At 63.8% G+C, this 23,257-nt stretch carries 22 protein-coding genes; 8 read left to right on the top strand and 14 right to left on the bottom strand.

What is annotated here, in order from left to right; translation table 11 throughout:
* From Q0L94_RS02515 to Q0L94_RS02505, 3 genes are all read left to right on the top strand, one after another.
* Positions 1-186, top strand: a 186-nt coding sequence (locus tag Q0L94_RS02515; protein ID WP_296749794.1) for an HRDC domain-containing protein, incomplete at its 5' end; no start/stop codon positions are given.
* 62 nt (positions 187-248) lie between these two features.
* A complete protein-coding gene (locus Q0L94_RS02510; RefSeq protein ID WP_296749792.1) occupies positions 249-530 on the top strand; it encodes a DUF6516 family protein in 282 nt (93 codons plus the stop codon).
* Positions 527-889 (top strand): MarR family transcriptional regulator, encoded by a 363-nt coding sequence (locus tag Q0L94_RS02505; protein WP_296749790.1) that lies wholly within the window; start codon positions 527-529, stop codon positions 887-889. The genes Q0L94_RS02510 and Q0L94_RS02505 overlap by 4 nt, the downstream gene beginning before the upstream one ends.
* Here the strand turns inward: Q0L94_RS02505 and Q0L94_RS02500 are convergent.
* Entirely contained in the window at positions 886-1,317 is a 432-nt protein-coding gene (locus Q0L94_RS02500) for a cupin domain-containing protein (protein ID WP_296749789.1), read from the bottom strand. The genes Q0L94_RS02505 and Q0L94_RS02500 overlap by 4 nt on opposite strands.
* A 240-nt stretch (positions 1,318-1,557) precedes the next feature.
* On the opposite strand from Q0L94_RS02500, the gene Q0L94_RS02495 reads away from it, so the two are divergent.
* Positions 1,558-2,499 carry a LysR substrate-binding domain-containing protein gene (locus Q0L94_RS02495; protein WP_296749787.1) on the top strand — a complete coding sequence of 314 codons (942 nt, stop codon included), beginning with the start codon at positions 1,558-1,560 and terminating at the stop codon, positions 2,497-2,499.
* Between the two features lie 84 nt (positions 2,500-2,583).
* Here Q0L94_RS02495 and pepN read toward each other — a convergent pair whose 3' ends face one another.
* The 12 genes from pepN to Q0L94_RS02435 all read right to left on the bottom strand — a co-directional run bounded on the left by pepN (position 2,584) and on the right by Q0L94_RS02435 (position 17,195).
* A complete protein-coding gene (pepN, locus tag Q0L94_RS02490) occupies positions 2,584-5,316 on the bottom strand; it encodes an aminopeptidase N (RefSeq protein ID WP_296749785.1) in 2,733 nt (910 codons plus the stop codon).
* A 491-nt stretch (positions 5,317-5,807) separates the two neighbouring features.
* On the bottom strand, positions 5,808-5,993 hold the full coding sequence (locus tag Q0L94_RS02485; RefSeq protein WP_296749783.1) for a hypothetical protein: 186 nt from the start codon (positions 5,991-5,993) through the stop codon (positions 5,808-5,810).
* Positions 5,994-6,044: 51 nt separating this feature from the next.
* On the bottom strand, positions 6,045-7,502 hold the full coding sequence (locus tag Q0L94_RS02480) for a hypothetical protein (RefSeq protein ID WP_296749781.1): 1,458 nt from the start codon (positions 7,500-7,502) through the stop codon (positions 6,045-6,047).
* Between the two features lie 29 nt (positions 7,503-7,531).
* Positions 7,532-8,110, bottom strand: coding sequence for a hypothetical protein (locus Q0L94_RS02475; protein ID WP_296749779.1), 579 nt, complete (start codon positions 8,108-8,110; stop codon positions 7,532-7,534).
* Between the two features lie 30 nt (positions 8,111-8,140).
* Positions 8,141-8,536 carry a type II toxin-antitoxin system VapC family toxin gene (locus Q0L94_RS02470; RefSeq protein WP_296749777.1) on the bottom strand — a complete coding sequence of 132 codons (396 nt, stop codon included), beginning with the start codon at positions 8,534-8,536 and terminating at the stop codon, positions 8,141-8,143.
* A 3-nt stretch (positions 8,537-8,539) separates the two neighbouring features.
* Positions 8,540-8,839, bottom strand: coding sequence for an antitoxin (vapB, locus tag Q0L94_RS02465; RefSeq protein ID WP_296749775.1), 300 nt, complete (start codon positions 8,837-8,839; stop codon positions 8,540-8,542).
* Between the two features lie 72 nt (positions 8,840-8,911).
* On the bottom strand, positions 8,912-10,057 hold the full coding sequence (locus Q0L94_RS02460) for a hypothetical protein (RefSeq protein WP_296749774.1): 1,146 nt from the start codon (positions 10,055-10,057) through the stop codon (positions 8,912-8,914).
* Between the two features lie 2 nt (positions 10,058-10,059).
* Entirely contained in the window at positions 10,060-12,831 is a 2,772-nt protein-coding gene (locus Q0L94_RS02455; protein WP_296749772.1) for an AAA family ATPase, read from the bottom strand.
* Positions 12,831-13,520: a hypothetical protein gene (locus tag Q0L94_RS02450; protein WP_296749770.1), complete on the bottom strand. Its 690-nt coding sequence runs from the start codon at positions 13,518-13,520 to the stop codon at positions 12,831-12,833. The genes Q0L94_RS02455 and Q0L94_RS02450 overlap by 1 nt, the downstream gene beginning before the upstream one ends.
* Entirely contained in the window at positions 13,517-14,791 is a 1,275-nt protein-coding gene (locus tag Q0L94_RS02445) for a hypothetical protein (RefSeq protein ID WP_296749769.1), read from the bottom strand. Before Q0L94_RS02445 ends, Q0L94_RS02450 begins: the two co-directional genes overlap by 4 nt.
* Positions 14,792-15,896 (bottom strand): peptide chain release factor 2 gene (gene prfB, locus Q0L94_RS02440; protein ID WP_366799105.1). Its coding sequence is split into 2 segments (ribosomal slippage): positions 14,792-15,814 and positions 15,816-15,896, totalling 1,104 coding nucleotides; the frame shifts between segments, so codons are not numbered across the junction. It lies immediately after the preceding gene.
* A 15-nt stretch (positions 15,897-15,911) separates the two neighbouring features.
* Positions 15,912-17,195 carry an MgtC/SapB family protein gene (locus Q0L94_RS02435; protein WP_296749765.1) on the bottom strand — a complete coding sequence of 428 codons (1,284 nt, stop codon included), beginning with the start codon at positions 17,193-17,195 and terminating at the stop codon, positions 15,912-15,914.
* Positions 17,196-17,404: 209 nt separating this feature from the next.
* Between Q0L94_RS02435 and Q0L94_RS02430 the strand changes: the two genes are divergently transcribed.
* From Q0L94_RS02430 to Q0L94_RS02420, 3 genes are all read left to right on the top strand, one after another.
* Positions 17,405-17,527 carry a hypothetical protein gene (locus Q0L94_RS02430; protein WP_296749762.1) on the top strand — a complete coding sequence of 41 codons (123 nt, stop codon included), beginning with the start codon at positions 17,405-17,407 and terminating at the stop codon, positions 17,525-17,527.
* A 2-nt stretch (positions 17,528-17,529) separates the two neighbouring features.
* Positions 17,530-20,361 (top strand): EAL domain-containing protein, encoded by a 2,832-nt coding sequence (locus Q0L94_RS02425; protein WP_296749761.1) that lies wholly within the window; start codon positions 17,530-17,532, stop codon positions 20,359-20,361.
* Between the two features lie 364 nt (positions 20,362-20,725).
* Positions 20,726-21,448 (top strand): PEP-CTERM sorting domain-containing protein, encoded by a 723-nt coding sequence (locus Q0L94_RS02420; protein ID WP_296749759.1) that lies wholly within the window; start codon positions 20,726-20,728, stop codon positions 21,446-21,448.
* 22 nt (positions 21,449-21,470) lie between these two features.
* Here the strand turns inward: Q0L94_RS02420 and Q0L94_RS02415 are convergent, their stop codons facing one another.
* A complete protein-coding gene (locus Q0L94_RS02415; protein ID WP_296749757.1) occupies positions 21,471-21,662 on the bottom strand; it encodes a hypothetical protein in 192 nt (63 codons plus the stop codon).
* 240 nt (positions 21,663-21,902) lie between these two features.
* Between Q0L94_RS02415 and Q0L94_RS02410 the strand changes: the two genes are divergently transcribed.
* The coding region (locus tag Q0L94_RS02410; RefSeq protein WP_296749755.1) for an undecaprenyl-phosphate glucose phosphotransferase at positions 21,903-23,257 on the top strand (1,355 nt) is incomplete at its 3' end.

The raw sequence follows: 23,257 nt of genomic DNA, 5'->3' as shown, positions 1-23,257 counted from the left end.
GTAAGTCGCGAAACCGCCGACGAAAAGGGCGTGCCTGCCTACGTCATCCTGTACGACGCCACCCTGCACGATATCGTAGCGCGCCGGCTTGCCACGCTGGCGGAGTTGGGCAAGATATCAGGGCTGGGAACGAAGAAGCTGGAAGCCTATGGCGAGGCGGTGCTGGGGGTGGTGGCGGAAGGGTAGGGCTATCCCGTTAGAAGATGCCGCCCGTTAACTTCCTTCTGGTTGTTGTCAAGAATTCCAACATGAAGGCCGAACTGCTCAAGCAGCACCGCCAGCGCCTGCCCAACGGTGGCTTGGTTGAGATGAAGATATGGAAGCTGCATTGCCCGGTACCGCCTTGCGACCATGCCTTCAAGTATCGCCTGGTCTATATCCTGGATGGCAAGCGCCTCGTCGGTTTCGACAATGAGCGCGGCAAGGGTGATCACCAGCATCTGGACGGGAAAGAGTCCGTATACCGATTCGTTTCCATCGACCAACTGCTGGACGATTTCCTGGCAGAAGTGGAAAGGAGAGTTGAATGAAAACCGCCGTCATCGAAATCAATCCCGACTGGAAAGCCGCGCTCAGAGCCGGTGCAAAAGGCATACGCCAGGCCGCCAAATCCGGGCGCGCCCAGCAATTCACCTTCAGCTACGCCAGCCCCGAACTGCTGTTCTCGGAAATCAGCCCCAAGCGCTGGGGCGTGCTGGAGGCCATGAGCGGCGCCGGCGAAATGAGTCTGCGCGAACTGGCCCGCCGGCTGGAGCGCGACGTCAAATCCGTGCACCGCGACGTGCATGCCCTGCTGGAAACCGGCCTGCTGGAAAAAACCGAGAGCGGAAAAATCGTATGTCCGTTCGACAGGGTGCGGGTCGATTTCACGCTGGCGCAGGCGGCTTAGTCTTTCAATGGTTTGGGAATGGACCGCCCTTTGTCCTTTTCAGCCACGATGAATTCGAGAAAGCGGAGCTTTTCAGTCGTGCTGGGATTCCAGTGCGTGTGAATGGTGCCGGCCGGAACGAGCAGGCTGTCGCCGGCGCGTAGCGTGACGGGCGGCTTGCCTTCCTCCTGCCAGATGCCCGTGCCGGAAAGGATGTGGAAAGTGACCGCTGCCGGATGAAGGTGCCGTGGATTGATGCCACCCGGCGCATATTCGACGTGATAGACGGCGACTTCCTGGTTCGCCGTGTCGGGCACCGCTGTCTTCAGCAGCGGCGCATGCGGGATCACGCCGATACGTCTTTCCTGGGCAACTGCCGGTTGTGTGCAAGCCATACATAAGACTCCTGTTGTCGCAATGACGATGCTGAAGAGAACGCCTTTGGTCATGCTGTGCCTCCTGATGTGTCTGTGATATCCATATTCCGTGGTCCGACTGGAAGTGGGCCTTGCGTTGACGATAACCCATCAAAAAACTGAGTCCGCACCAGTGCGGTTGTACACACACGGTTTCCGTATGAAGTAAGGTAATCATGAGGAATGATAGGGAGAGGCTCATTGCCGGGCAAACGTGTTTAACTTACCGTATCAACAAGTAAAAATTGGGGTATCACAAAATCGAGATCTCATATGGTGCGACGATTACCCTCACTGAATGGGCTGCGCGCTTTTGAGTCGGCAGGCCGACACGGCAGTTTCACCGCTGCGGCAAGAGAGCTGAACGTCACCCAGACCGCGGTAAGCCGCTTGGTTCGCTTGCTGGAGGATCGTTTGGGTTTTCCTCTGTTTCTGCGACATGCGAACGCGCTGGAGTTGACGGTGCAAGGGCAGGCATTGCTGTCCGGTCTGACTGATGCTTTCGATTCCATCGCCCGGCTCACTGAAAGCGTTACGGCAATGTGCAGTGGCCCGGTGTTGACGGTTGGAGTTGGCCCAACCCTGGCGATCACCTGGCTGATTCCGCGACTGGCGAGCTTCTATCGAAGCCATCCCGACGTCGAAGTGCGCATGGCGACGGGTGGCGCAACGCGCCCGGTACGTGATGACTGGACCTGCACGATCCGACGCGATACCCACGCGTTGCCGGGCTACGATGCGGAACGCCTGTTCCCGAGCGCCGTCGTGCCGGTTTGCACGCCCAGGCTCGCATCGACGCTGCGCTCGCCCGAGGATCTGCGCAATGCAAATCTCATCGTCGTGTCCGGTATGCCCAATGAATGGCCACACTGGTTCGCGGCGGCGGGCTTGCGTTCCCCCGTGCACCCCGCTGGCGAGGTGTTATTCGAGAGCAACGTCATGGCGATGCAGGCAGCGCTCGACGGGGTCGCTATCGCTCAAATCCCTTACGTCAGCGATGCGCTGGCAGCGGGCCGCCTGGTTGCACCGTTCCCGATCGTTGCGCACACAAGCGGCGACTGGCTTCTGGAATACCGCGCCATTCGCAAGGACGACCCGGCACTTCTGGCTTTTCGCATCTGGTTGCGCCAGGAAGCTGATCGGGCATGTCAAGTTGGGAACGTGCCAGGGCGTGCGAATACCAACGGAGCCCATCGGCGATCAGCACAAAGCTGATGAAGCCTGACGCGCCCGAACGACAGCGGTGGCTGATATCCCGTCATTACATTCACCCCATTCAGGCAAGACCCATCGCTGCGTTCACCCCCTCAACGCATTCCCCACCACCTCCGCCACGTCCTTCGCCAGTCCCTCGACCGCCGCGATGCGCTCCAGCGCGGCACGCGCGTGCGCCTGCCGCCCGGCGTCGAAGGCGTGCCAGCGGTCGAAGCTGCGCGCGATTCTGGATGCGACCTGCGGGTTGATCGCCTGCAGTTCGACGATGACGTCGGCGGCGAGCGCGTAGCCTGCGCCGTCGGCAGCGTGGAAGGCGCGTGGGTTGGCGCCGGTAAAGCCGCGGATCAGGGCGTAGACGCGGTTGGGGTTTTTGAGGTCGAAGGCGGGGTGGCGCATGAGTTCGCGCACGGTGGCGGCGGTGGTGATGCGCGCGGTGGCCTGGATGGCCAGCCATTTGTCGACGACCAGGGCTTCGTCCTGCCATTTGTCGTGGAAGGCGGTCAGTGCAGGTACGCGTTCGGGCACGTCGAGCTGGGCGAGGGTGGCGAGCGCGGCGGCGACGTCGGTCATGTTGGTGCCGGTTTCAATCTGCGCGACGAGGCGCGGCGCGATGTCCGCCGGTGCGGCGTCGGCCAGGTAGGCGAGGCTGGTGTTGCGCAGGCTGCGGCGGCCGGCTTGCGCGCCATCGGGGGCGTAGTCGCCCGCCGGGGCGAGCGTCTGCCAGGCGGCTTCGAACGGGTCGCGCAGTGCCACGGCGAGCGCGCGGCGCAGCGCGAGCCTTGCGGCAAAGATCGCGTCGGGGTCGATGACGCCGCCGCGTGCTGCGACGCTGTCGGCGAGTACGGTTTCGGACGGCAGCATCAGGGCTTCGGCGGCGAGCGCGGCGTCGCCTGCGAGACCGTCGGCAAGTACGCGCGCGCAGGCGTCGACGAAGGTTTGCGGGATCCAGTTTTCGTTCGGTGCATTTCCCTCACCCCGGCCCTCTCCCGCCTGCGGGAGGGGGGGTGACTGCTGTGCGGCGATGCCGGCGAGCAGCACGCGGGTGGCGAGGCGCTGGCCGGCTTCCCAGCGGTTGAAGGCATCGGAATCCGTCGCCATCAGGTGGGCAAGCTCGGCGTCGGTCTGTTCGAATTCCAGCCGCACGGGTGCGGAGAAATTGCGCAGCAGCGAGACGACGGGCGCGGCGGGCACGTCTTCGAAGACGAAGCGCTGTTCGGCGGTTTTCAGCGACAGCACGCGCGTCGTGCCGGCAGCGGCAGTTTCGCCAGCGAGTTTCAGCGGCGCGTCGCGGCCGTCGGGCAGGACGAGGCCGACGGCGACGGGCAGATGCAGCGGGCCGTCGTCGATGGCCTGGCCGGATTCCGCGAGGCGTTTTTCGTAGGCGGTGGGGGCGAGGGTTTGCGTCAGCGTGAGCGTGCAGGTCTGCGCCGCGGCGTCGTAAACGCCCGCCGCCTTCAGCACCGGTGTGCCGGCGCGCGCGTACCAGCGGCGGAACTGCGCGAGGTCGACGCCGGAGGCGTCCTGCATGGCGGCGACGAAATCCTCGCAGGTGACGGCCTGGCCGTCGTGGCGCTGGAAATAGAGCCGCATGCCGCGCTGGAAACCGTCTTCGCCGAGTAGCGTGTGGATCATGCGGATGACTTCCGCGCCCTTGTTGTAGACGGTGGCGGTGTAGAAGTTGTTGATCTCGGCGTAGGAGGCGGGCCGGATCGGGTGCGCCATCGGGCCGGCGTCCTCGGGGAACTGGCCGGCGCGCAGGGCGCGCACTTCCTGGATGCGGGTGACAGCGCGCGAATGCACGTCGGCACCGAATTCCTGGTCGCGGAAGACGGTGAGCCCTTCCTTCAGCGAGAGCTGGAACCAGTCGCGGCAGGTGACGCGGTTGCCGGTCCAGTTGTGGAAATACTCGTGCGCCACCACGCGGTCGATGCCCTGGTAGTCGGCGTCGGTCGCGGTGTCGGGGCGCGCCAGCACATACTTGGTGTTGAAGACGTTGAGGCCCTTGTTCTCCATCGCGCCCATGTTGAAGTCGCCCACCGCCACGATCATGTAGCGGTCGAGGTCGTACTCCAGGCCGAAGCGCGTTTCGTCCCAGCGCATGGCTTTTTTCAGCGCCGCCATCGCGTGGCCGCACTGGTCGAGCTTGCCGGGCTCGACCAGGATTTCGAGCCGGACGCTGCGGCCCGACGCGGTGACGAAGCGGTCTTCCAGTATGTCGAGCTTCGCCGCGACCAGCGCAAACAGATACGCGGGCTTGGGAAAGGGGTCTTCCCAGCGTACCCAGTGGCGCGTCGCGTCGTCGCTGCTGCCCGCGGCAACCGGGTTGCCGTTCGACAGCAGCAGCGGGAACTGCTCGCGACGGGCTTCGACGGTGCAGGTAAACACCGTCATCACGTCCGGCCGGTCGGGGAAAAAGGTGATGCGGCGGAAGCCCTCCGCCTCGCACTGGGTGAAGTAGCCGTCCTTCGATTTGTACAGACCCGAGAGTTGGGTGTTGCGGTCCGGATCGATGCGCACCACGGTTTCCAGCACGCAGGCATCCGGCAGCGGCCCGGCTATCGTCAGCCGGTCGTCGGCATGGGTGAAACGCGCCGGATCGAGCGTGGCGCCGTCGAGCGTGATGCCCGTCAACTCCAGTGCTTCGCCGTTCAATACCAGTGCGCCGCCTGCGGCCGCCGGGTTGCGACGGCAGGCGAGGCGGGCTTCGACTTCGGTGTGGCCATCCGAAATCGCCACGCGAAGATCGACGGTGTCGATCAGCCAGACGGGCGGGGTGTAGTCCTTGAGGTGAAGCGTGACGGGGGTTTCGGTGCGCATGGGGGCTCCGGCGGCGAACTGGGTGAATAACAGGGTACGACAATCAAGCTTTCATTCCGCGCTTGACCCGGAATCCAGCCGTTCGATTCAACCGGATCCCCTCTTCCAGGAAATTCCGAAAAGCGGATTGACGGACGTGCCAAACAATAAACAGGCAGGTGCAACGACAGAGCGGGCAGGGCGGCGATGCTGGGCCTGCCCGACCTTATGGAAAATACCGGTCAATCTCGAGTGCGCCGTGAAACACGCCAAGAATGTCCACTGATTCGCTATCTTGCCGGTGCAGATAGGCGATGCGGTAATGGCCGTACAACAGGATGCGTATCTCGCCCTCTTCAACCTGACGGTAGCGGTAGCCTACGTCCGGAAAACTGAGCAATACCGGGCTTTCGCATAGATGCCTTCCACAACGCTGGCGGCGGCCTGCGGGTTGTCGCCGGCGATGTAGTCGAAGATGTCGCGAAGCCACGTCTGGGCTTCGTTCGTCCACCTCAGTTCGACCACGTCTTGATCCGGTGCAGCATGTCTTCGTTGCCGACCACGCGGTGCTTGCGTGCGTCTTCCAGCCCGCGCTGCACCATGCGATCAAACGCCAGTTCGCGAACGATCTCGTCGTAAGTGGCATCCTCGGGCTGCGACTGCACCAGATTCTGGATCAACTCTTTAGCCGTGTTCATGGCGGTGCTCCTTAAGGCAGGGTGTGGTTGCAACTATTGACGATGAACGCTTCATTGTAAATATCCAGCTGTGCTGGCGGAGGGCTGAACGCCCGGGCTCAGTGCGCTTTGCGCCGCCAAGTAGGCCAGACCCGCCGCCTCGTCCTGCTCAATGGCGATTTCCACTGCGCGCTTGGCGGCGTCGATCAGTTGGGCGGATTTTTCTCGTGCTGTAACCATTGCGTTGACGATTTCAACATATTGGTCTGCCTGCTCGACTACAACGCGCGGCACGGGAAGCTTGAGCAACTCCTTTTCGTCGAAGCGTGGATGATTGGATCCGTCTTGCGACCATTTGAAAATTAGTTGCGGCAAATGGGAACGCAGATAAATCAGCAGGGCTTCGATAGGGAGGGGGTTCGCCTGACGCGGGCGGAGCACGATGAATTCGGTCGATGCGACCATGGGAACATCGGCGCTCGATTGAACGATGGCGATTTCCTTGAGATAGGAACGCAGGCGGGAAACCACCAAATCGCCTTCCTCGATTTTCTTCTTGGTGCTTGCAATGGTGCCACGTTCGGCAAGTTCTTTATTGCCGTCAAGAAATGGAACCAACGCATCGCTGAGATCGTAGTTACGCACCTGTTCGTCAGGTTGGCCATTGTCGGGTTGCCACAGATCGCGGATGGATTCGTAGTAATTCCCAATCACTGAATCGGAAGCAGCAGCCAGGATTTCGAGCGCGGCAGCTTTTTCGGGCTGGAAATATTGAGCATCCAGTCGCCCGGCGGCGAAGACGGCGCTACTGTTGCGGACATAAGTCAGCGGCTCTGGAGCTTGCCACTTTTCGACACCAAGGGCGCGACGGAGAATTGATTCGGCCTCGTCGGATTTCAACGAGGCTTCACGGCGAGATTTGAGTGCGCTTTGAACTGCTATCGCCAATGCGCCCTGCACTCGGTCAGACAGCAGAGGTATTGGGATTTCCCGAACTTTTTGAAGTGATAGACCTTGCTGAACCATTCCAGATGAATAGCGCCGTATGTGGTCTTGGCCAAACTTTGAGTTCAGGTACGCAATAACGAATTCTGGTCGAATGGACTGCTTATCAAGCCATGAAATGCGTGCAACATCTTGGTCGATATTCGCGGGGAGCGCTTCCTTAGTTACAAGCGCACACATACCAACGGTGCCGCGCGTGGACAAAATAATGTCATTTTTTTCAAGCATGGATCGCCTGTTTGCCAAATTCACTGACTCAGTAATGGTCTCTGCCGAAGAGCGGTCAGTGAACCAGTCCTTCGCACATTTTGCTGTCAGCATTGCGATTGGTGACGATTCGTCTACTATGTGGTAGCCATGCGGGCCATCCGTGACATAAGCAAAATTTCCGATGGATTGCTCCGGAAATTTCGCGAGATATGTATCTTCTCGCAGGTACTTTTTTTGGAAGAACTCCGCTTCGTAGCGAACCTCAGCGTTAAGTGAAGACCAAGGTATTTCAGTCGCCTCCAGCCCTTCCAACAACTCCCGGTACCGGGTTTCGTTGAAAGGGCTCAGGGCTTTCCCCGCCAGAACCCCAGGCCTTCATTCTTGGCGAATTCGATGAAGGCCTCGGCGATGCCGTCGGGCGTTCGTTTGCCGTCCTTCAGCGTGTGGCTGAACAAGTCGTGCTTCACCACCAGGTGCTCATGCTCGTCGAGCACGAAGTCGTTCAGGGTTTGTGGGGCGACATCGTAGTGGTCGACCGGCTCCGAGACCTTGATTTCATTGGTTGATGGTGCGTTGGGGTCCCAGGCCTCGCCGTCTTTCAGCTTCACAAAAATCTTGTCGCCGCTGTTGTCCTTGCTTGGCTCGCGCATGGTGGCGAAGAAGATGGGGTAGTCGTCCAGACGCGGGCACAGCGGGCCGGTTTTTGCATCGTCGTTCCACTTTTGCACGAACAGCACGCTGGTCTTGGTGCCGGTGTGCGGTTTGAACACGTTCCCGCGCACGAGGCAGGTGACGTAGGGTGCGGGTTTCTTACCCGCCTCCTTGACGGTGATTGCGGATTCAAGGGCTTTGATTTTCTCGGCGCTGAACTGGGTCAGTTTGTAGGCGCTGTCCTTGAGCAGGTCGGCAAGCGGGTAGGTCATAGGTTGTCTGAGGATGGTGTGCAGGATGAGTTAAACCCAGTTTTCGACGACGAGGCCGGGATAATCCCTGAAATCCGCTTCGTTGTTGGTCACAAGGGTGAGACCGAGGCTGGCGGCGTGTGCGGCGATCAGCCGATCCAACGCGTCGCGGCGGCGGTCGCGGACGGCGGCGCGTTGCACGCCGTAGCGTTCGGCTACGGCTTCATCGAAGGGCAGGACGGGAATATCGCTTGTCAGCAGGTGCAGTGCGCGTTCGTTTTGTGCGCGGGTGGAACCGAGTCCTTCGAGTCCCACGCGCAACTCGGCGTAAGTGATGATCGACATGACGACGTCGCCGTGATCGAGATGAAGCAGACGCGCCAATACCTCGGGCGGGTGCGCCTTCATCAGGTAGATGCAGATGTTGGTGTCCAGCATGTAGCGCATGGCTTACTTGCTGCCGCTGGGCTTGTAGTCTGGCGTTTCCTGATGAAGCTGCGAGGCTTCATCGAAACCGCTCCAGTCGCGTTCCTTCTGCTCGTGGAATTCGCGGCCTTCGGCCATGAAGTCGGGGGTGAACATCGCGAACGCTTCGGCCAGCCCGGTCAATTTGCGCTTCACGACCGGGCGCAGCACCAGGGTGTCGCCGATTTTTTCAATCTCGACATCCTGGCTGGCCTCGACGATGGCGAGTTCCTTGGGAATGCGCACGGCAAGCGAGTTGCCGCTTTTGAAGACGCGTGTGAGCATGGTCGACCTCCTTTGTATATACAGGATATACATCATGCCGGGCGGAAGCAAGCCAGGTTTGTGCTTGTGCGCTTACAGCGCACCTTCCTGTTCGCCTTTGAGCTTGTGCTGCTGCATGTAATCCAGCAAAGCCGCGAGTGTGGCGGGCAGGCCGGGCGTCTGTCTCAGTTGCGCAATGCGTGCGCTGTCCCAGGCGTTGAGTGCAACATGGCTGGGAAGTTTTTGCAGGGTTGCGATGTCCATGTGCCAAGGCTGCCAGTCGAGACCGGCGGCCTGCCACAGCGCACCGGCCTGCAGGGCGATGGCGACGCCGGCGGGATCGGGGTCGCAGGCGATGGCGGCGGGCGCGGGTGCCAGGGCCAGCAAATATGCCACGGTTTTGCGCCACCACTCAGGTGGAAAACCGGGCAGCCAGACGACCCCGGCGTCGGCTGCGCGGGTGCGCGCGGCGCGCTCGAAGCTGGTGCGGTTTTCCAGCAGAAGCCAGCGGGCCGGCGCGCAGTCGGCGGACGCGGCGGCGGCCAGGGTGGCGGGGGTGAGGGCGCAAAAGTCGGCGCAGGCGGCGAGGTTTAGCGCAGCGTGTGGAAAACGAAGCGTGACCGGCGCGGCGATCAGCAGCAGCGGCGTGTGGCGCTCGATGCCCCATTCGCCGAGGTCGGTGGCTTCGCCGAGCCAGGTCCATTCCGCGGTTGAGATGGCCTTGGTGGCGTCGCGTGCGAACAGGGCGAAATCGCGCTGGGTGCCGCTGCGCTGCTCAAGCTGCCAGCGGGCGAGCGCGGTGGCCAGGTTGGCGCGGGCCAGCGCGGTTCTGGGCGGCAGTGCATCGAGCGCGTCGAGCAGCGGCGTGTCGGGCGGCAGGGCGGTGCGCAGGGTTTGCCATTGCGCGGCGACGGCATCCGCATCGGCGATACCGAGCGCTGCGCGCAGGGTGGCGAGCTGCTGAAACTGCAGCCGGTACGGCCACCATTCCGCGCGCTCGAATTTCTCGGTCAGCGCCACCCAGCCGTTGTCCAGCAGCCAGTCGAGCAGCGCCTGCGCCAGATTCTGCCGCCCCACACCGGCATCGCCCTTGAGCGTTTCCCAGCGGCTGTCGCCGCCGCGCCTGACCCAGCGTTTGAGGAGTTGCCGCCAGTCGTCGGGCAGGCTGTCGAGCCCGCGCGGCGGGTGGTTGGCTACGCGTAGCCGCCGGGTTTTGCTCTGCGGGGTGACGCGCAGCACGGTCAATGCGCCGTTGCGGTATCGCGCATCAAGACTTTTACACCAGGCGCCCACGCCTCGCCCGGACGTTTCTTGAACGTCACCAGGGTGAGCGTCGCCGGGTCGTAGATGTTGACGTTGTGCGTGACCGGCGTGGTGAGCAGATATTGCGCGCGGGTGGCTTTCAGAAAACCCGACACGCGCTCGATATTGACGATGTCGAGGTGCGCGAAGGGCTCGTCGATGAAGACGAAGCCGCCGGGGCGCGACTCTTCCATCATCAGGGCGACCAGCAGGATCAGCGATTTCATCACCTGTTGGCCGCCGGAGGCGTCGCCGTCGTTCATGCCCATGAAGCCCTTGGCGTCGAAATCGAAGCGCACCGACAGCCCCGCCTGCGCCAGCGTCGTGTCGTCGTTGCCGAGCGCCACCGGCTCGTGTTCAACCTTGATCCCGGCAACTTCGCCCAGCGTCTTGAGGTTTTTTGCATAGCGGCCGACGGTGTGGCGCAGCACGGCGATGTAGTTCTCGCGCGCGGCCTGGGTCTGTTCGCCGGCGAGCTCGTTGTCGCGCCGGCGCGCGGCCAGGTCGCGTTCCATTTGCTGGTAATTGGCGGCGATCTTGTCGCGCAGGGCGACCACGCTGTCGTCGGTTTCCCAGCTTTCGTCGGCGAACTTGGTGTCGATTTCGGCGAGCCGGCGGTCGACGTTGGTGGCGTCGCGCCATTTCTCCAGCAACTGCTGGTTGGCCGCGGCGCCGCGCCAGGAAACGGGCATCTGACGGCGGTCGCGCCGCAGTTGCAGACGGCGGCGAATTTGTTCGTCGCGCCCGCTGCGGTTTTCGCGTTCGGCTATTTCACGGTCGAGGCGGGCAGCTTCGGCGTCCAGCGCCGTGCGACGGGCGAGCAGATCCGTGTAGGCGGCATCGGCGGTTTCGCGTTCCGTCTGTGCGGCCAGCACGCCGTTGTCGCGGCGGCGCAGCACCAGGGCTTCATATTGCGTACGCGCCTCGGCGAATTCGGCGGCGCGTCCGGCCAGTTGCGCGGCGGCGGTTTCGCCGCTCAGCTGCGCTTTCATGCCGTTGATCCTGCCGGCGAGATCGGACTGCTGGATTCTGAGCGGGGCCAACTGTTTGTCGAGTGCGGCGCGCTCGTCGCGCAATGCATCGAGCCGGGCGCGGCCAAAGCGCATCTGTTCGGGGGCCGCGTGGCGGCCACCGCGCCGTTCGCGCAGATAGCCGTTTCGCGTGATCCAGTCCTCGCCGCGCGGCAGCTTGCTGCCTGCGGCGACGTCTTCGACGCGGCGGGTGCGCTCCAGCGTGCGCAGCAGCCATTCCGGCACGGCGCTGGAAAAACGCACCACTTCGAGCAGCGAGCCTTGCGGCGGAAGGCCCGCGTTCACGCAGTCGGGAACGATGAAGTTGCGGTAGCGCTGCTTTTCGCCGAGCGCCATCGCGCGTTCGGCGTCGCGCGCGTGCTGCAGCAGCACGATGTGGGCGAAGGGCGCGAGCGCGGCCTCGACCGCCGGCTGCCAGCTCGCGTCGACGATCTCGACGACGTCGGTGAGCAGGTGGTGGTCGATGTCGGCCTGAGCCAAGGCCTGGCGGAATGCGGCGACGTCGTGCGGATCGGCGCGGCGGCCGGCGGCGAGGTTCTCCAGCATCTCGTCGAGCTGGGCCTGGCGCTGCTGCAGCGTGGCGATCCGGACCAGCAGATCGGCACGCTGCGATTCGAGCGTTTCGATTTCGCGTGTGTCGGCCAGTTGTCCGCCCGCCATCTGCGCCTGTTGTTCCAGTCGCTGCTGCTGCTTGACGATGACTTCCCAGCCGCCGAGTTCGCGGTTGATGTCGTTGAGCGCTTTGTTCTGGATGCCTTCGTTGTCGCTGGCGGCCCGCTTGCGCAGCAGGGCTTGCGCGAGCGCAGCGTCGAGCGCGTCCGAGTCCAGTTTCAATGCGGCGCGGTCGTGGCGTTTGGCGCGCCAGTCGCGGCGCTGGACGAGCAGCGTGCGCGCGGCATGCTCGGCCTCGCGCTGCAATAGGCAGTGTTCGAGGCGTGGGCGGATTTCGCTGACGAGCTCGACGCGCTCCTGATTGAGGCGCTGCCACTCGCGGTAGCGGTTGACCTTCTGCTCGTGCTTTTCGAGATTGTTGCCGAGCGCTTCGAGCTGGTTCTGTCCGGCGTCGAGTTCGCGCGCGGTGTGTTCCTGATGGTGGCGCGCTTCCTGGTAGCGGTCGAGCACGTCCTTGTCGCCGAACACCTGGAACACCAGGTCGAGCAGTTCGCGCGGGGACAGTTCGCACAGCTTGTCGGTCTGCCCCTGTTCGAGCGAGAGCACGCGGGCGATGGCGGGCGACAGCCCGGCGCCGTGGAGGATGCGCTGGTAGTCGCGCACGCCGAATTCTTCGCCCTGCTGTTCGAGGTCGGCCAATGCGACTTCGCCGTCGGCGATCCAGTATTTGCGCGTCCAGTCGCCGCCCTTCTTGTCGATGCGGCAGGCCAGCGTGATGCGGTCGCTGGTGTAGGGCAGGCCGAACGGGCGGCGGCTCGAACCCTGCTGGCGCTGGTTGTCGATCACCCCGCGCAGCCAGCAGAAGTCTTCGCCGTTGCGCCGCACGTAGCGCTTGTAGTCGCGTTTTTTCGAGCAGTCCAGGGCTAAAAGGGTGCGCAGCGCGTCGAGCAGGGTGGTCTTGCCCGAGCCGTTGGGGCCGGAGATGGTGACGATGGAGGCGTCGAGCGGCAGCCGGAAATTGCGCCAGAAATCCCAGTGCACGGTTTCGAGTTCAAGCAGGCGGAACATCAGGCGTTGTCCTCGGATGCGGATTCAGGTGCGTCGTTTGGAACGGTTTCCAGTACGCCGCGTTGCTTGAGCAGATCGGACAGCGCGCCTTCGAGAATGCGCGGCGCGAACTCGGCGTAGTCGAATGCCAGGTCGAGCAAGGGGCCTTCGTGGATGACCTTGTTGCGGCGTTCGATGAAGCCCAGCCGCGACAATTGCGGCAGCGCGAACTGCTGCAGTCTGGCCTTGCCGCCGAGCAGCTTGCCGTAGTCTTCCAGCAGCACGTTTTCGGGGATGCCGCGCGAGGCCTCGTGCGCGGCGGGCGTGAGTTTCACGGTCTCGAACAGTTCGTTTTGCGTGTCGCTCTGCGTCGCTTCGCTGGCCAGCTGGCGCTCGCGCTTGGGCAGGATGATGAGCGCCCACACGATCACCAGCAGCGCGGCGGCATCCTTGGGCAGACCGATGTTCGAAGCCTGCCAGGCGTCGTTCTGCTCGAACACGGCGGCCTCGTGTTCGCGGGCGAGCGCGACCGCAATGTGGGCGGCGAAAGGCTGGGCGAGCAGCCGCAGGCCGCTGGCGGCGAGCCGCGTTTCGACTTCGTCGCGGAAGCTTGCGTCGACCAGCAGGCGGCGCACTTCGAGGTCTTCGCGCGGCAAATAGCGCAGTGCCAGCAGGCGAGCGATCAGGCGGGCGGCGGCGTCAGTATTCATAGGGGCGGCTCATTGTTTTCTTGCTGCGGCTGAATGCGGCCGGCGCTGATATGCGCTACTTCACCACGTCCCACCGCCTCCATTTCATCGCTCCATTCCACGGCAAGCGGCAGTTCGGCAAGCGGCGCAAGTTCGGGGCCGATATTGGTTTCGCCGATCAACGCGAGGAGCGACAAGCGGTAGGAAGCCGATCCAAAGCTGCCGCCGACGACGGTATCGGCAACGCTCGCGGACGTGGCCAGCCCGGCCAGCATGCGGGTCAATTCGACCAGTTCGCGCGGTGGTTCCAGCGGCACGTCGCGGGTGTATTCGATTTCGGCCGGTGCGGGCATGGCAGAGGTCTTGCGGCCGGGCTGCTCGCGCGCGACGAATTCTTCGGTGTTGTCGAGCATCACGTCGGGCAGCACGAACACCGACTCCGGCGTGGTCGCCAGCTGCCCATCAGCGAATTCAGCGAGGCTGTCGAGCGATCGGGTTTTCAGCCAGGCTGCGAGTTCGGAAGTGGACAAGCCGCCCTGCGACAGGTGCACCTGCTGGCGCGCGATCGCCGCCAGTTCGCGCTGGAACACCGACGCCATGCGCAGCAGCCGCGACTGGCGCTGGCCGATGCTTTGCGCCAGCCGCCAGCTGTCGTCGTCGAGGCCGGCGTCGCTGAGATTTTTCATCACTGCGTTGGCGCGGTCGAGCCATTGCTGCACCGAGGCCAGTCTGGACTGCGCGGCACGCAGGCGGAATTCCGAACCGGACGCCACTGCCTGCGCAAACTCTTCTTCCAGTTCGCCCAGCCGTGCCAGTAAATGCGACAGGGCCTCCGGTGCGAGCTTGCCCACTGCCGCCCCGGCCGCGACCTGCGCCGCCAGAAAACCCAGTTCGCCGTCCTGCTCGGCATTGAACGCCAGCAGGTTCGACAGCGCCGCCAGCACCATGCGGCCTTCGGTCGAGAGCTGATAGAGGCGGCGCTCGCTGTCCCACAACAGCAAGCCATGTTCGCGCAGCCGCGCCAGCACCGTATTGAGCTTGGTTTGCGACAGGTAGGCGAAATGCGATTCGAGTTCGCGCGGCGTCCATTCCGGCGCATCGGCGCGCAGGCCGATTTCGCGCAGCACCATCAGCCGGATCAGCACCTCGTCGTCGCCGCCGCGAAACAACGCGATCAGCGCGCCGACCAGCGGGCGCGCGGCGAGCAGCGGGAACAGCGGCGGGATGTCTTCCGCAAGCAGACCCGGCGCGAGGAACTCCGCCAGGCTCCCGCTGTGGTCGGGCGCGTCCATTTACACGCCCTGTTTCAAACTCGCTTCGATGAACACGTCGAGATCGCCGTCGAGCACTTTCTGCGTGGCGGAGACTTCGACGTTGGTGCGCAGATCCTTGATGCGCGAATTGTCCAGCACATACGAACGGATCTGGTGGCCCCAGCCGACATCTGACTTGCCGGCTTCGAGCTTGTCCTGTTCGGCCTGGCGGCGGCGCAGTTCGGCTTCGTACAGTTTCGACTTCAGCATCGACATCGCCTCGGCGCGGTTCTTGTGCTGCGAGCGGTCGTTCTGGCACTGCACCACGATGTTGGTCGGCAGGTGGGTAATGCGCACCGCCGAGTCGGTTTTGTTGATGTGCTGGCCGCCGGCGCCGGACGCGCGATAGGTGTCGACGCGCAGGTCGGCCGGGTTGATTTCCACCTCGATGGAATCATCCACCTCGGGATAGACGAACACGCTGGCGAAACTGGTGTGGCGGCCGCCGGACGAGTCGAACGGCGATTTGCGCACCAGGCGGTGCACCCCGGTTTCGGTGCGCAGGGTGCCGTAGGCGTAGTCGCCTTCGAGCTTGATCGAGGCCGACTTGATGCCGGCGACGTCGCCTTCGGATTCTTCCAGCAGCTCGGCCTTGAAGCCCTTGCGCTCGGCGTATTTCAGGTATTGGCGCAGCAGCATCGACGCCCAGTCGCAGGCTTCGGTGCCGCCGGCGCCGGCCTGGATGTCGATGAAGCAGTTGTTGGAATCGGCCGGGTTGTTGAACATGCGGCGGAATTCCAGCGTGGAGACGTCCTTTTCGATGCCCTCGATGTCGGCCTGCACGGCGGCCAGCGTGTCGTCGTCGTTCTCCTCGCGCGCCATCTCGAACAGTTCGGCCGCGTCCGCGAGGCCCGACGCCACGCGGTCGAGCACCAGCACCACGTCTTCCAGCGCCTTGCGTTCGCGGCCTAGTTCCTGGGCGCGGGCGGCGTCGTTCCAGAAGTCCGGCGCTTCGGACAGGCGGACGACTTCTTCTAGGCGGTCCTGCTTGACAGGGTAGTCAAAGAAACCCCCTGAGCTGGGTGGCACGCTCGCCGAGGTCGGCGAGGCTGGATTCGATCTGATTGAGGCTTTCGGCTTCCATGATGGTGTTCGGCGTTTATGCGGAAAAGCCGCGAATTATAGCCCAGGCCGTAATCAGCCCCAGCCCCGCCGCGCCCATGCCGGCGATGGCGTGGCGCGCCATCTGCCAGCCGCCGATGGCGAGGGTGAGCGTGGATTTGAAGACCAGATTGGCCAGCACCGCAAGGGTGATGATGTTGACCACGCCCTCCACCGGCAGCGTGCCCAGATTGTGCAGGCGCAGGCTCGACAGCGTGATGGCGTCGACGTCGGTCAGCCCCGATACCAGCGCCACCGCATACAGACCGCGCGTGCCCAGCAAATCGGACAGCCAGGCCGCCGCCAGCAGCACTACCCCGTACATCAGGCCGAAGCCCAGCGCCGTACGCAGTTCGGTGGGGTTTTCAATCGCCAGCTCCGGCAGCTCGCCATGTGGCCGCAGGCGCCGCACGCCGTAGGCGGCGCCGATGCCGCCGACGATCAGTCCGCCGGTCAGCACCGGCAGTAATTGCAACAGGACCAAGGGCGCGACAACCGCAGCCAGCACGCCCAGCCGCACCAGTACCATCAGGTTGGCCAGCACGATGACGATCACGGCGACCGGCATCATGTCGCGGCTGGCGCGGGCGTGGCGGCTGAACGCCAGAGTCGTGGCGGTGGACGACACCAGCCCGCCGAGCAGGCCCAGCATCACCGCGCCGCGCTGCTGCCCGGCCAGGCGCAACGCGGCGTAGCCTGCCAGGCCCACACCGGCGATTAGCACCACCATCCACCAGATTTGATACGGGTTGAGCGCGCCGTAGGGGCCGTAATTCTCGTTCGGCAGCAGCGGCAGGATGATCAGCGCCAGCACTGCAAATTGCAGCATCGACAGCAGGTCGCGCCGCGAAATCCGCTCACTCAGGCCGCGCAGCTCGGGCTTGAAATACAGCAGCAGGGTGGCCGCAATCCCCAGCATCACCGCCAGCTGGATTTCGCCGTGCCAGACCAGCACGCCGAGGCCATAGCACAGCATCAGCGCCGCCACCGTCGTCGTTCCCGGGTCGCCGTCCGGCTGTTGCGGGGAACGCAGATAGGCCGCGATCATCATCGCGCCGACCAGCAGCAGCCCCGCCGCGATCAGCCACGGTTCGGCCAGCTCCGTCGCCAGGTGCGCCGCCAGCACCCCCAGCAGCGCGGTCAGCGCAAACGTGCGCAGGCCCGCCTTCGCCGCCGGGTTGCGTTCGCGCTCCAGCCCCATCAGCAGGCCGATCGCCAGCGCTACCACGTAGCGCGGCAGCGAGGCCAGTTCGGCGGGTAGCCAGGCGATCAGTTCTTCCATCTCGTTTGTCTCGGTAAAAAAGGCAATGCAGCATCGAGGCTTGCCATTGCGGCATCAATCCAGCGATCATCTGCCTGCCGGTTATCGGGTCATTATCCTGTCTGCCCGGCCGGGTAACGGCCTGGTAAACCGAAAATAACGGGGCGAGCACGTGAGATATTGCCCATGAATCCGGTTTCCCGGAAAAAAACAGTTCGTCCGGAAGGCCGATGACGGGCCGCCGGCTGAGGGAAGTGGAGATGGACAAGGGACGCCGCCGTTTTCTCGCCGCCAGCGCGTTGGCGCCGCTGGAAAATCGGGTCGATCCGCGTTTCCAGCCGGTGTCGGCATGAGGATGCAGCGTCTGCCCCTGCGCATCAGCCTGCCCTTGGGGTTGGCACTGCTGCTGTTTGTGGTGCTGGGGGTGTCGGTGATGAATGCTCTGGACAAGCGCCTGGGGCAGCTCGACCAACAGGCGCGGGTGGATTTGTTGGCCGATACAGTCCGCCTGGCGCGCATGGTCGAAATGGGCTGGGAAAACAGCCGGGGGCTGGTGGAAGCGGACCTGGCCGAGGTGGCGGCCAATCCCAATGCGGAAACCGTGATGGTGCTCGACGACAGCGGACGTGTGATCACGGCGCACCGCCGCGCCTGGCGTGGCAGGCTCGCGGCGGACGTGCTGCAGGGCTTTGATCTGAAGCGGTACGAACGGGTGAAACAAGGAAAACGCCCCATGGTCTTTTCCCTCAGCCCGGATGGTGCCCACCTCGCCGCCATGCAGCCGTTCCAGCTGGCGGCCGACGTGCAGCAGTTGCGCAGCCAGCGGCAGGGTGTGGTGTATGTCGGATTCGATCTCACACGCGAGCGACAGGCCATGCGCGCATTCGTATACAAGGCACGCGCGCCCGACCTCGCCGCCAGCCTGTTGCTGATCGGCCTGCTGGGCTGGATGTTGTACCGCCACGTGACCGCGCCGCTGGGGCGTCTGGAGCAGGCGGCGAACAGCCTGCGCAGCGGGCAGCTGGATGTGGCGGTGCCGGAAGAAGGCGCGCTGGAAATTGCGAGACTGGCCGGAAGCTTCAATGCCATGGCGCGCGCCATGCAGGAAGCCCAGGCGAATCTGGCCACCAGCGAGGAACGGCTTGCCATCACCCTGCATTCCATTGGCGATGCCATCCTCGCCACCGACACCGAGGCGCGCGTTACGCTCATGAACCCGGTGGCCGAAAACCTCACCGGCTGGTCTCGGGCCGAGGCCATGGGGCGGCCTGTCGCCGAAGTGTTCGCGATTGAAAATGCGCTCACCGGCGCGCCGGCAGACATTCCGGTGGCGCGCGTCATCCGCGAGGGGCAGGTGGTGGGGCTGACCAACCATGCGATCCTGGTGGCGCGAGACGGCCGGCGTTACCACATCGCCGACAGCGCCGCACCGATTCGCGACACCCGCGGCGAACTGCAGGGCGTGGTGCTGGTGTTCCGCGATGTCTCGGAGGAATACCAGTTGCGCGCGGCGCTGGCCAACAGCGAACTGCATTTCCGCACCCTCGCCAACAGCGGGCAGGCGCTGGTGTGGACCGCCGGGCTGGGCCGGGAATGCGATTATTTCAATGAGCCCTGGCTGCGCTTTACCGGCCGCTCGCTGGAGCAGGAGCTGGGCGACGGCTGGACCGCAGGGGTGCACCCGGCCGACCTGCCGCACTGCCTTGAGACCTACAACGCCGCCTTCGAGCGCCGCGAGCCGTTTTCCATGGAATACCGCTTGCGCCACGTCGGCGGCGAGTACCGCTGGATCATCGACCAGGGCAGTCCGTGCTTCGACACCCAGGGCCAGTTCACCGGCTACGTCGGGCACTGCATGGATATCACGGACGCCAAGCGGGCCGAGGCCGAAATCGAACGCCTGGCCTACCACGATGCGCTGACGGAACTGCCCAACCGTGTCCTGTTCCTCGACCGGCTGACCCAGGCGCTGGCGGCTGCGCGCCGCAACCGGCGTTACGGCGCCGTGCTGTTCGTCGACCTCGACCAGTTCAAGCGCATCAACGATGTGCATGGCCATGCGATGGGCGACGCCGTGCTGCGCGAAGTGGCCAGGCGGCTGGCATTCTACCTGCGCCAGGAAGACACGGTGGCGCGGCTGGGCGGCGACGAGTTCGTGATCATGCTGCCCGATCTGGCGACAAATCCGGAGGATGCCGGCGCCCTGGTCATGGCGGTGGCGGAGAAAATCCGCAGCGCGCTGGAAAACCCGGTAAGCATCGGCGGCCAGGAATACCTCGCCACCGCCAGCATCGGCGTCACCCTGTTCCCCAAGGAAGCGGAAAGCGTCGACGATCTCATGCGCGAGGCCGATACCGCCATGTACCGGGCCAAGGAGCGCGGCCGCAATGCCCTGGCCTATTTCGAACCTGCCATGCAGGAAGCCGTCGCCGAGCGCTATGCCCTCGATCGCGAATTGCGCGAGGCGGTGCGCGACCGCAGCTTCGAACTGTATCTGCAATCGCAGGTCGATGCGGACGGCAAGGTGATCGGGGCCGAAGCGCTGGTGCGCTGGCGGCATCCGCGCCGGGGCCTGGTGATGCCGTCGAGCTTCATTCCGCTGGCGGAAGAGTCCGGCCTCATCGTGCCGCTGGGCGAGTGGATGCTGCGCGAAGCCTGCACCCTCATCGCCCGGCTCGATGCCGAAGGCCGCAGCCTGCGCATTGCCGTCAACGTCAGCCCGCGGCAGTTTCACCAGGCCGATTTCGTGCGGCGGGTCAGGGAAATCCTTACCGCCACCGGCGCCGACCCCACCTACCTTACGCTGGAAATCACCGAAAACCAGCTGGTCGAGCACGCCTCCGAGTCGGTGGCGCGCATGACCGAACTGGCGGCGCTCGGCCTGCGTTTCGCCATCGACGACTTCGGCACCGGCTATTCGTCGCTGGCTTACCTGAAGCGCCTGCCCTTATCCGAACTGAAAATCGACAAGAGCTTCGTGCAGGACATTCCGCACGACCCCAACGACGTCGCCCTGGTGGAGACGATCCTGTCGATGGCCCGCCATCTGCATTTCGAAGTGGTGGCCGAAGGCGTGGAAAACGAAGCCCAGTTCGCCTTCCTGCGCCAGCAGGGGTGCGAGCGCTTCCAAGGCTATTATTTCCAGCGCCCGCAGGAAATGCGTGCCTGGATCGACCGCCTGCCGTAGTTTCGGCCGCGCGCCGTGCCGCGCTGTCGGGCTTCTTTACATCCCGCCATGATTCGCCATGGGTCTGCCGTGTTACGGAGAAAAAAACAGCAAGCAAACAAGAGGATGGCGCGAAAAATGCTTTCCAGGCATGCATGTTGCTTGGATCGCCCGGCCAAGTGGATGTTTTTTCTGATTTTTCTTCCGCGAAGCCGGATGCCATGTAGCGTATGCGAGCGGCTTGCCGAGCGCAGCACAGCATAGGCATACTGTAAAAAAAACGATAGAAAAACGATACAAAGCAAGCGCCCTGTCCCGGATGTCGTCGAACAGGCGCCCAGGGGAGTCATATTGGGTTCTCAGGAACCGATTGGAGGAATGCAAAATGAAATTATTCAAACAAACGACAATCGTGCTTGGCCTGTCGGCCGCGATGCTGAGTGGCCAGGCGCTGGCCATTCCCGTCACGGTTGCGGGCAGCACCGTCAGCTTTACGTTCGACAGCGGGCTGAGCGGACTTTTCGGCACGCCAACGGTGGTGGGCGACATCCTGTCCTTCACGCCTACCACCTACAAGGCGCAGGCTTTCAATGGCTCAGGGTTCGCTGCCGCCAGCCAGACCTTCAACATCGCGGTCAACGCCCATTCCGGCTATCTGGTGTCGGCCGTCAGCCTGACGGAAGACGGCGACTACTACAACATCGGTGCAGGCTCCAGCGTGGCGGTGGGCGGCAAGCTCATCGTGCGCGACTTGGAAGCACCGCTGCTGCCCGCTGTCGGCGGCAAAATCAAGACCGCCCTGCCGCTCACTGCTGTAACCAGCATGGCGGATTTCCAGACCACCGACTGGGCATCCCATACGGGCGTGACGATCCCGGCTGGCTGGGGCGGGACGGACGGGATCGTCGGCGGCGTCAACGTCACCATCGAAAACATCCTGCTTGCCAGCAGCATCAGCGCCGGCAGCGCCGCCTTCATCGAGAAAAAATTTGCCGCGCTCGCCATCGTCACCACGCCTGTACCTGAGCCGCAGACCTATGCGTTGTTCCTTGCCGGGCTGGGGTTGATCGGATTTGCGGCGCGCCGCAAATCACGTGCGTCCGCCTGATCGCCGATTGCCGCGATCCGCTTCACGGCTTCCGGTTGGAAGCTTTTTTTCGCAGGCCGGATGAACGGGTTCCGCTATCGTCCGGCAGCAGGAAAATGGCTGCACGCGGCGGGGCGGATCGCGGATGTTTCTTGTCGGGCAATCGATCCGGTTTATTCATGGCCGTGTATGTGATAAAAAGACAGGCACGGCTGGACTGGTACGAATGTTTCATGCGTTCGCCCCGCGTCTTGTTCCGGATCGATTACAGCGGCCGTCTGCGGCGCGGATACGCCGGCCGGGCTGTCGAAGCCGCGGCGAGCGCCGTCGATTTCATGGTCCGGTAAGCTTCGGTTTTTGCTTTTACTGGATAATTCCCCCGAACCCGGGATCACACCGGCCGGGGCTATGACAAAAAAATAATTCGCCTGTCCGCAGGCAGAGGAGAAACGCATCGCACGATGCGTTTGGAGTGATGACGAACCATAACCAGTGGCTGTTCCGGCAGCAGCTTTCCGTCGTCTCGTTGACCAAGATCCTGCTCGACCCCTTCGTGGCCGTGCTGGTGCTGATCGGCTGCACGCTGTATTACGGCGAGCCGTTCCGCGGCCCGTATCCCATCCTGGCCCTGATCGTCTTCACCCTGACTTTTCCCGGCAAGTGGCCCGAGGTCACCCTGCGCGCCTTCTGGAACGAGGTCGTCATCCCCTGGTTCTTTTTGTCCGGGCTGATCCTGCTGTTCGGCTATTCCACCGGCTATCTCGACTGGTTCCCCCCCGATCTGGTGATGGCGTGGATGCTCGCCACCCCTGTCGCCATGTGGGTGGCGCATCGGGTGGTGCGCAAGATTCTGCCGCGTCTGCTGCTGCTGGAAGGCGGACGCCGCCGCGCCCTCATCGTCGGCGCGGGCCATTTGGGAACGGAATTGCGCGGCCGCTTTGCCAACGACAGCGCGCTGGGCGTGGACGTGGTCGGTTTCTTCGACGACCGCTCGTTCGAGCGCACCGAACTGACCGACCCGAAAAAGCTGATCGGACGGCTGGCCGACATCCCCGACTACGTCAACCGCAACGGCATCGACCTCGTCTACATCACCCTACCCATGGCCGCGCAGCCGCGCACCCTGAGCCTGCTCGACGCCCTGCGCGATACCACCGCCTCGGTCTATTTCGTGCCGGATATCTTCGTTTCCGACCTCATCCAGGCGCGGGTCGACCACATCCACGGCATGCCGGTGGTGGCGCTCACCGAAACCCCCACCCTCGGCGTGTCCGGCATCGGCAAGCGCATCAGCGACCTCGTCATCGCCAGCCTCATCCTGCTCATGATCTGGCCGCTGCTGCTCATCCTTGCGGCAGGCGTCAAACTGTCCTCGCCCGGCGCCGTCATCTTCAAGCAGCGGCGCTACGGCCTCGACGGCCAGGAAATCCTTGTCTACAAATTCCGCTCCATGCGCGTCTGCGAAGACGGCGGCACCATCCGCCAGGCCGGCCGCAGCGACCCCCGCATCACCCGTTTCGGCGCCTTCATCCGCCGCACCTCGCTCGACGAACTGCCGCAGTTCATCAACGTCCTGCAAGGGCGCATGAGCGTGGTCGGCCCGCGCCCCCACGCCGTCGCCCACAACGAGCAATACCGCAAGCTCATCAAGGGCTACATGCTGCGCCACAAGGTCAAGCCCGGCATCACCGGCTGGGCGCAGGTCAACGGCCTGCGCGGCGAAACCGAAACCCTCGACAAGATGCGCGCCCGCATCCAGTACGACATCGACTACATGCGCAACTGGTCGCTCGGCTTCGACCTCATGATCATCGGCAAGACCCTTGCCGT

The organism is Thiobacillus sp. (genome assembly GCF_024708915.1).
This window is presented reverse-complemented; position numbering and strand designations above follow the sequence as displayed.

Excerpts from the sequence above, each read along its gene's own strand:
- Q0L94_RS02470 (WP_296749777.1), bottom strand. The coding sequence starts at position 8,536 with ATGCGCTACATGCTGGACACCAACATCTGCATCTACCTGATGAAGGCG.
- Q0L94_RS02450 (WP_296749770.1), bottom strand. The coding sequence starts at position 13,520 with ATGAATACTGACGCCGCCGCCCGCCTGATCGCTCGCCTGCTGGCACTG.
- Q0L94_RS02510 (WP_296749792.1), top strand. The coding sequence starts at position 249 with ATGAAGGCCGAACTGCTCAAGCAGCACCGCCAGCGCCTGCCCAACGGT.
- Q0L94_RS02420 (WP_296749759.1), top strand. The coding sequence starts at position 20,726 with ATGAAATTATTCAAACAAACGACAATCGTGCTTGGCCTGTCGGCCGCG.
- vapB (WP_296749775.1), bottom strand. The coding sequence starts at position 8,839 with ATGCTCACACGCGTCTTCAAAAGCGGCAACTCGCTTGCCGTGCGCATT.
- Q0L94_RS02445 (WP_296749769.1), bottom strand. The coding sequence starts at position 14,791 with ATGGACGCGCCCGACCACAGCGGGAGCCTGGCGGAGTTCCTCGCGCCG.
- Q0L94_RS02475 (WP_296749779.1), bottom strand. The coding sequence starts at position 8,110 with ATGACCTACCCGCTTGCCGACCTGCTCAAGGACAGCGCCTACAAACTG.
- Q0L94_RS02495 (WP_296749787.1), top strand. The coding sequence starts at position 1,558 with ATGGTGCGACGATTACCCTCACTGAATGGGCTGCGCGCTTTTGAGTCG.
- pepN (WP_296749785.1), bottom strand. The coding sequence starts at position 5,316 with ATGCGCACCGAAACCCCCGTCACGCTTCACCTCAAGGACTACACCCCG.
- Q0L94_RS02485 (WP_296749783.1), bottom strand. The coding sequence starts at position 5,993 with ATGAACACGGCTAAAGAGTTGATCCAGAATCTGGTGCAGTCGCAGCCC.
- Q0L94_RS02505 (WP_296749790.1), top strand. The coding sequence starts at position 527 with ATGAAAACCGCCGTCATCGAAATCAATCCCGACTGGAAAGCCGCGCTC.
- Q0L94_RS02415 (WP_296749757.1), bottom strand. The coding sequence starts at position 21,662 with ATGAAACATTCGTACCAGTCCAGCCGTGCCTGTCTTTTTATCACATAC.
- Q0L94_RS02500 (WP_296749789.1), bottom strand. The coding sequence starts at position 1,317 with ATGACCAAAGGCGTTCTCTTCAGCATCGTCATTGCGACAACAGGAGTC.
- Q0L94_RS02425 (WP_296749761.1), top strand. The coding sequence starts at position 17,530 with ATGCAGCGTCTGCCCCTGCGCATCAGCCTGCCCTTGGGGTTGGCACTG.
- Q0L94_RS02430 (WP_296749762.1), top strand. The coding sequence starts at position 17,405 with ATGACGGGCCGCCGGCTGAGGGAAGTGGAGATGGACAAGGGACGCCGC.
- Q0L94_RS02455 (WP_296749772.1), bottom strand. The coding sequence starts at position 12,831 with ATGTTCCGCCTGCTTGAACTCGAAACCGTGCACTGGGATTTCTGGCGC.
- Q0L94_RS02435 (WP_296749765.1), bottom strand. The coding sequence starts at position 17,195 with ATGGAAGAACTGATCGCCTGGCTACCCGCCGAACTGGCCTCGCTGCCG.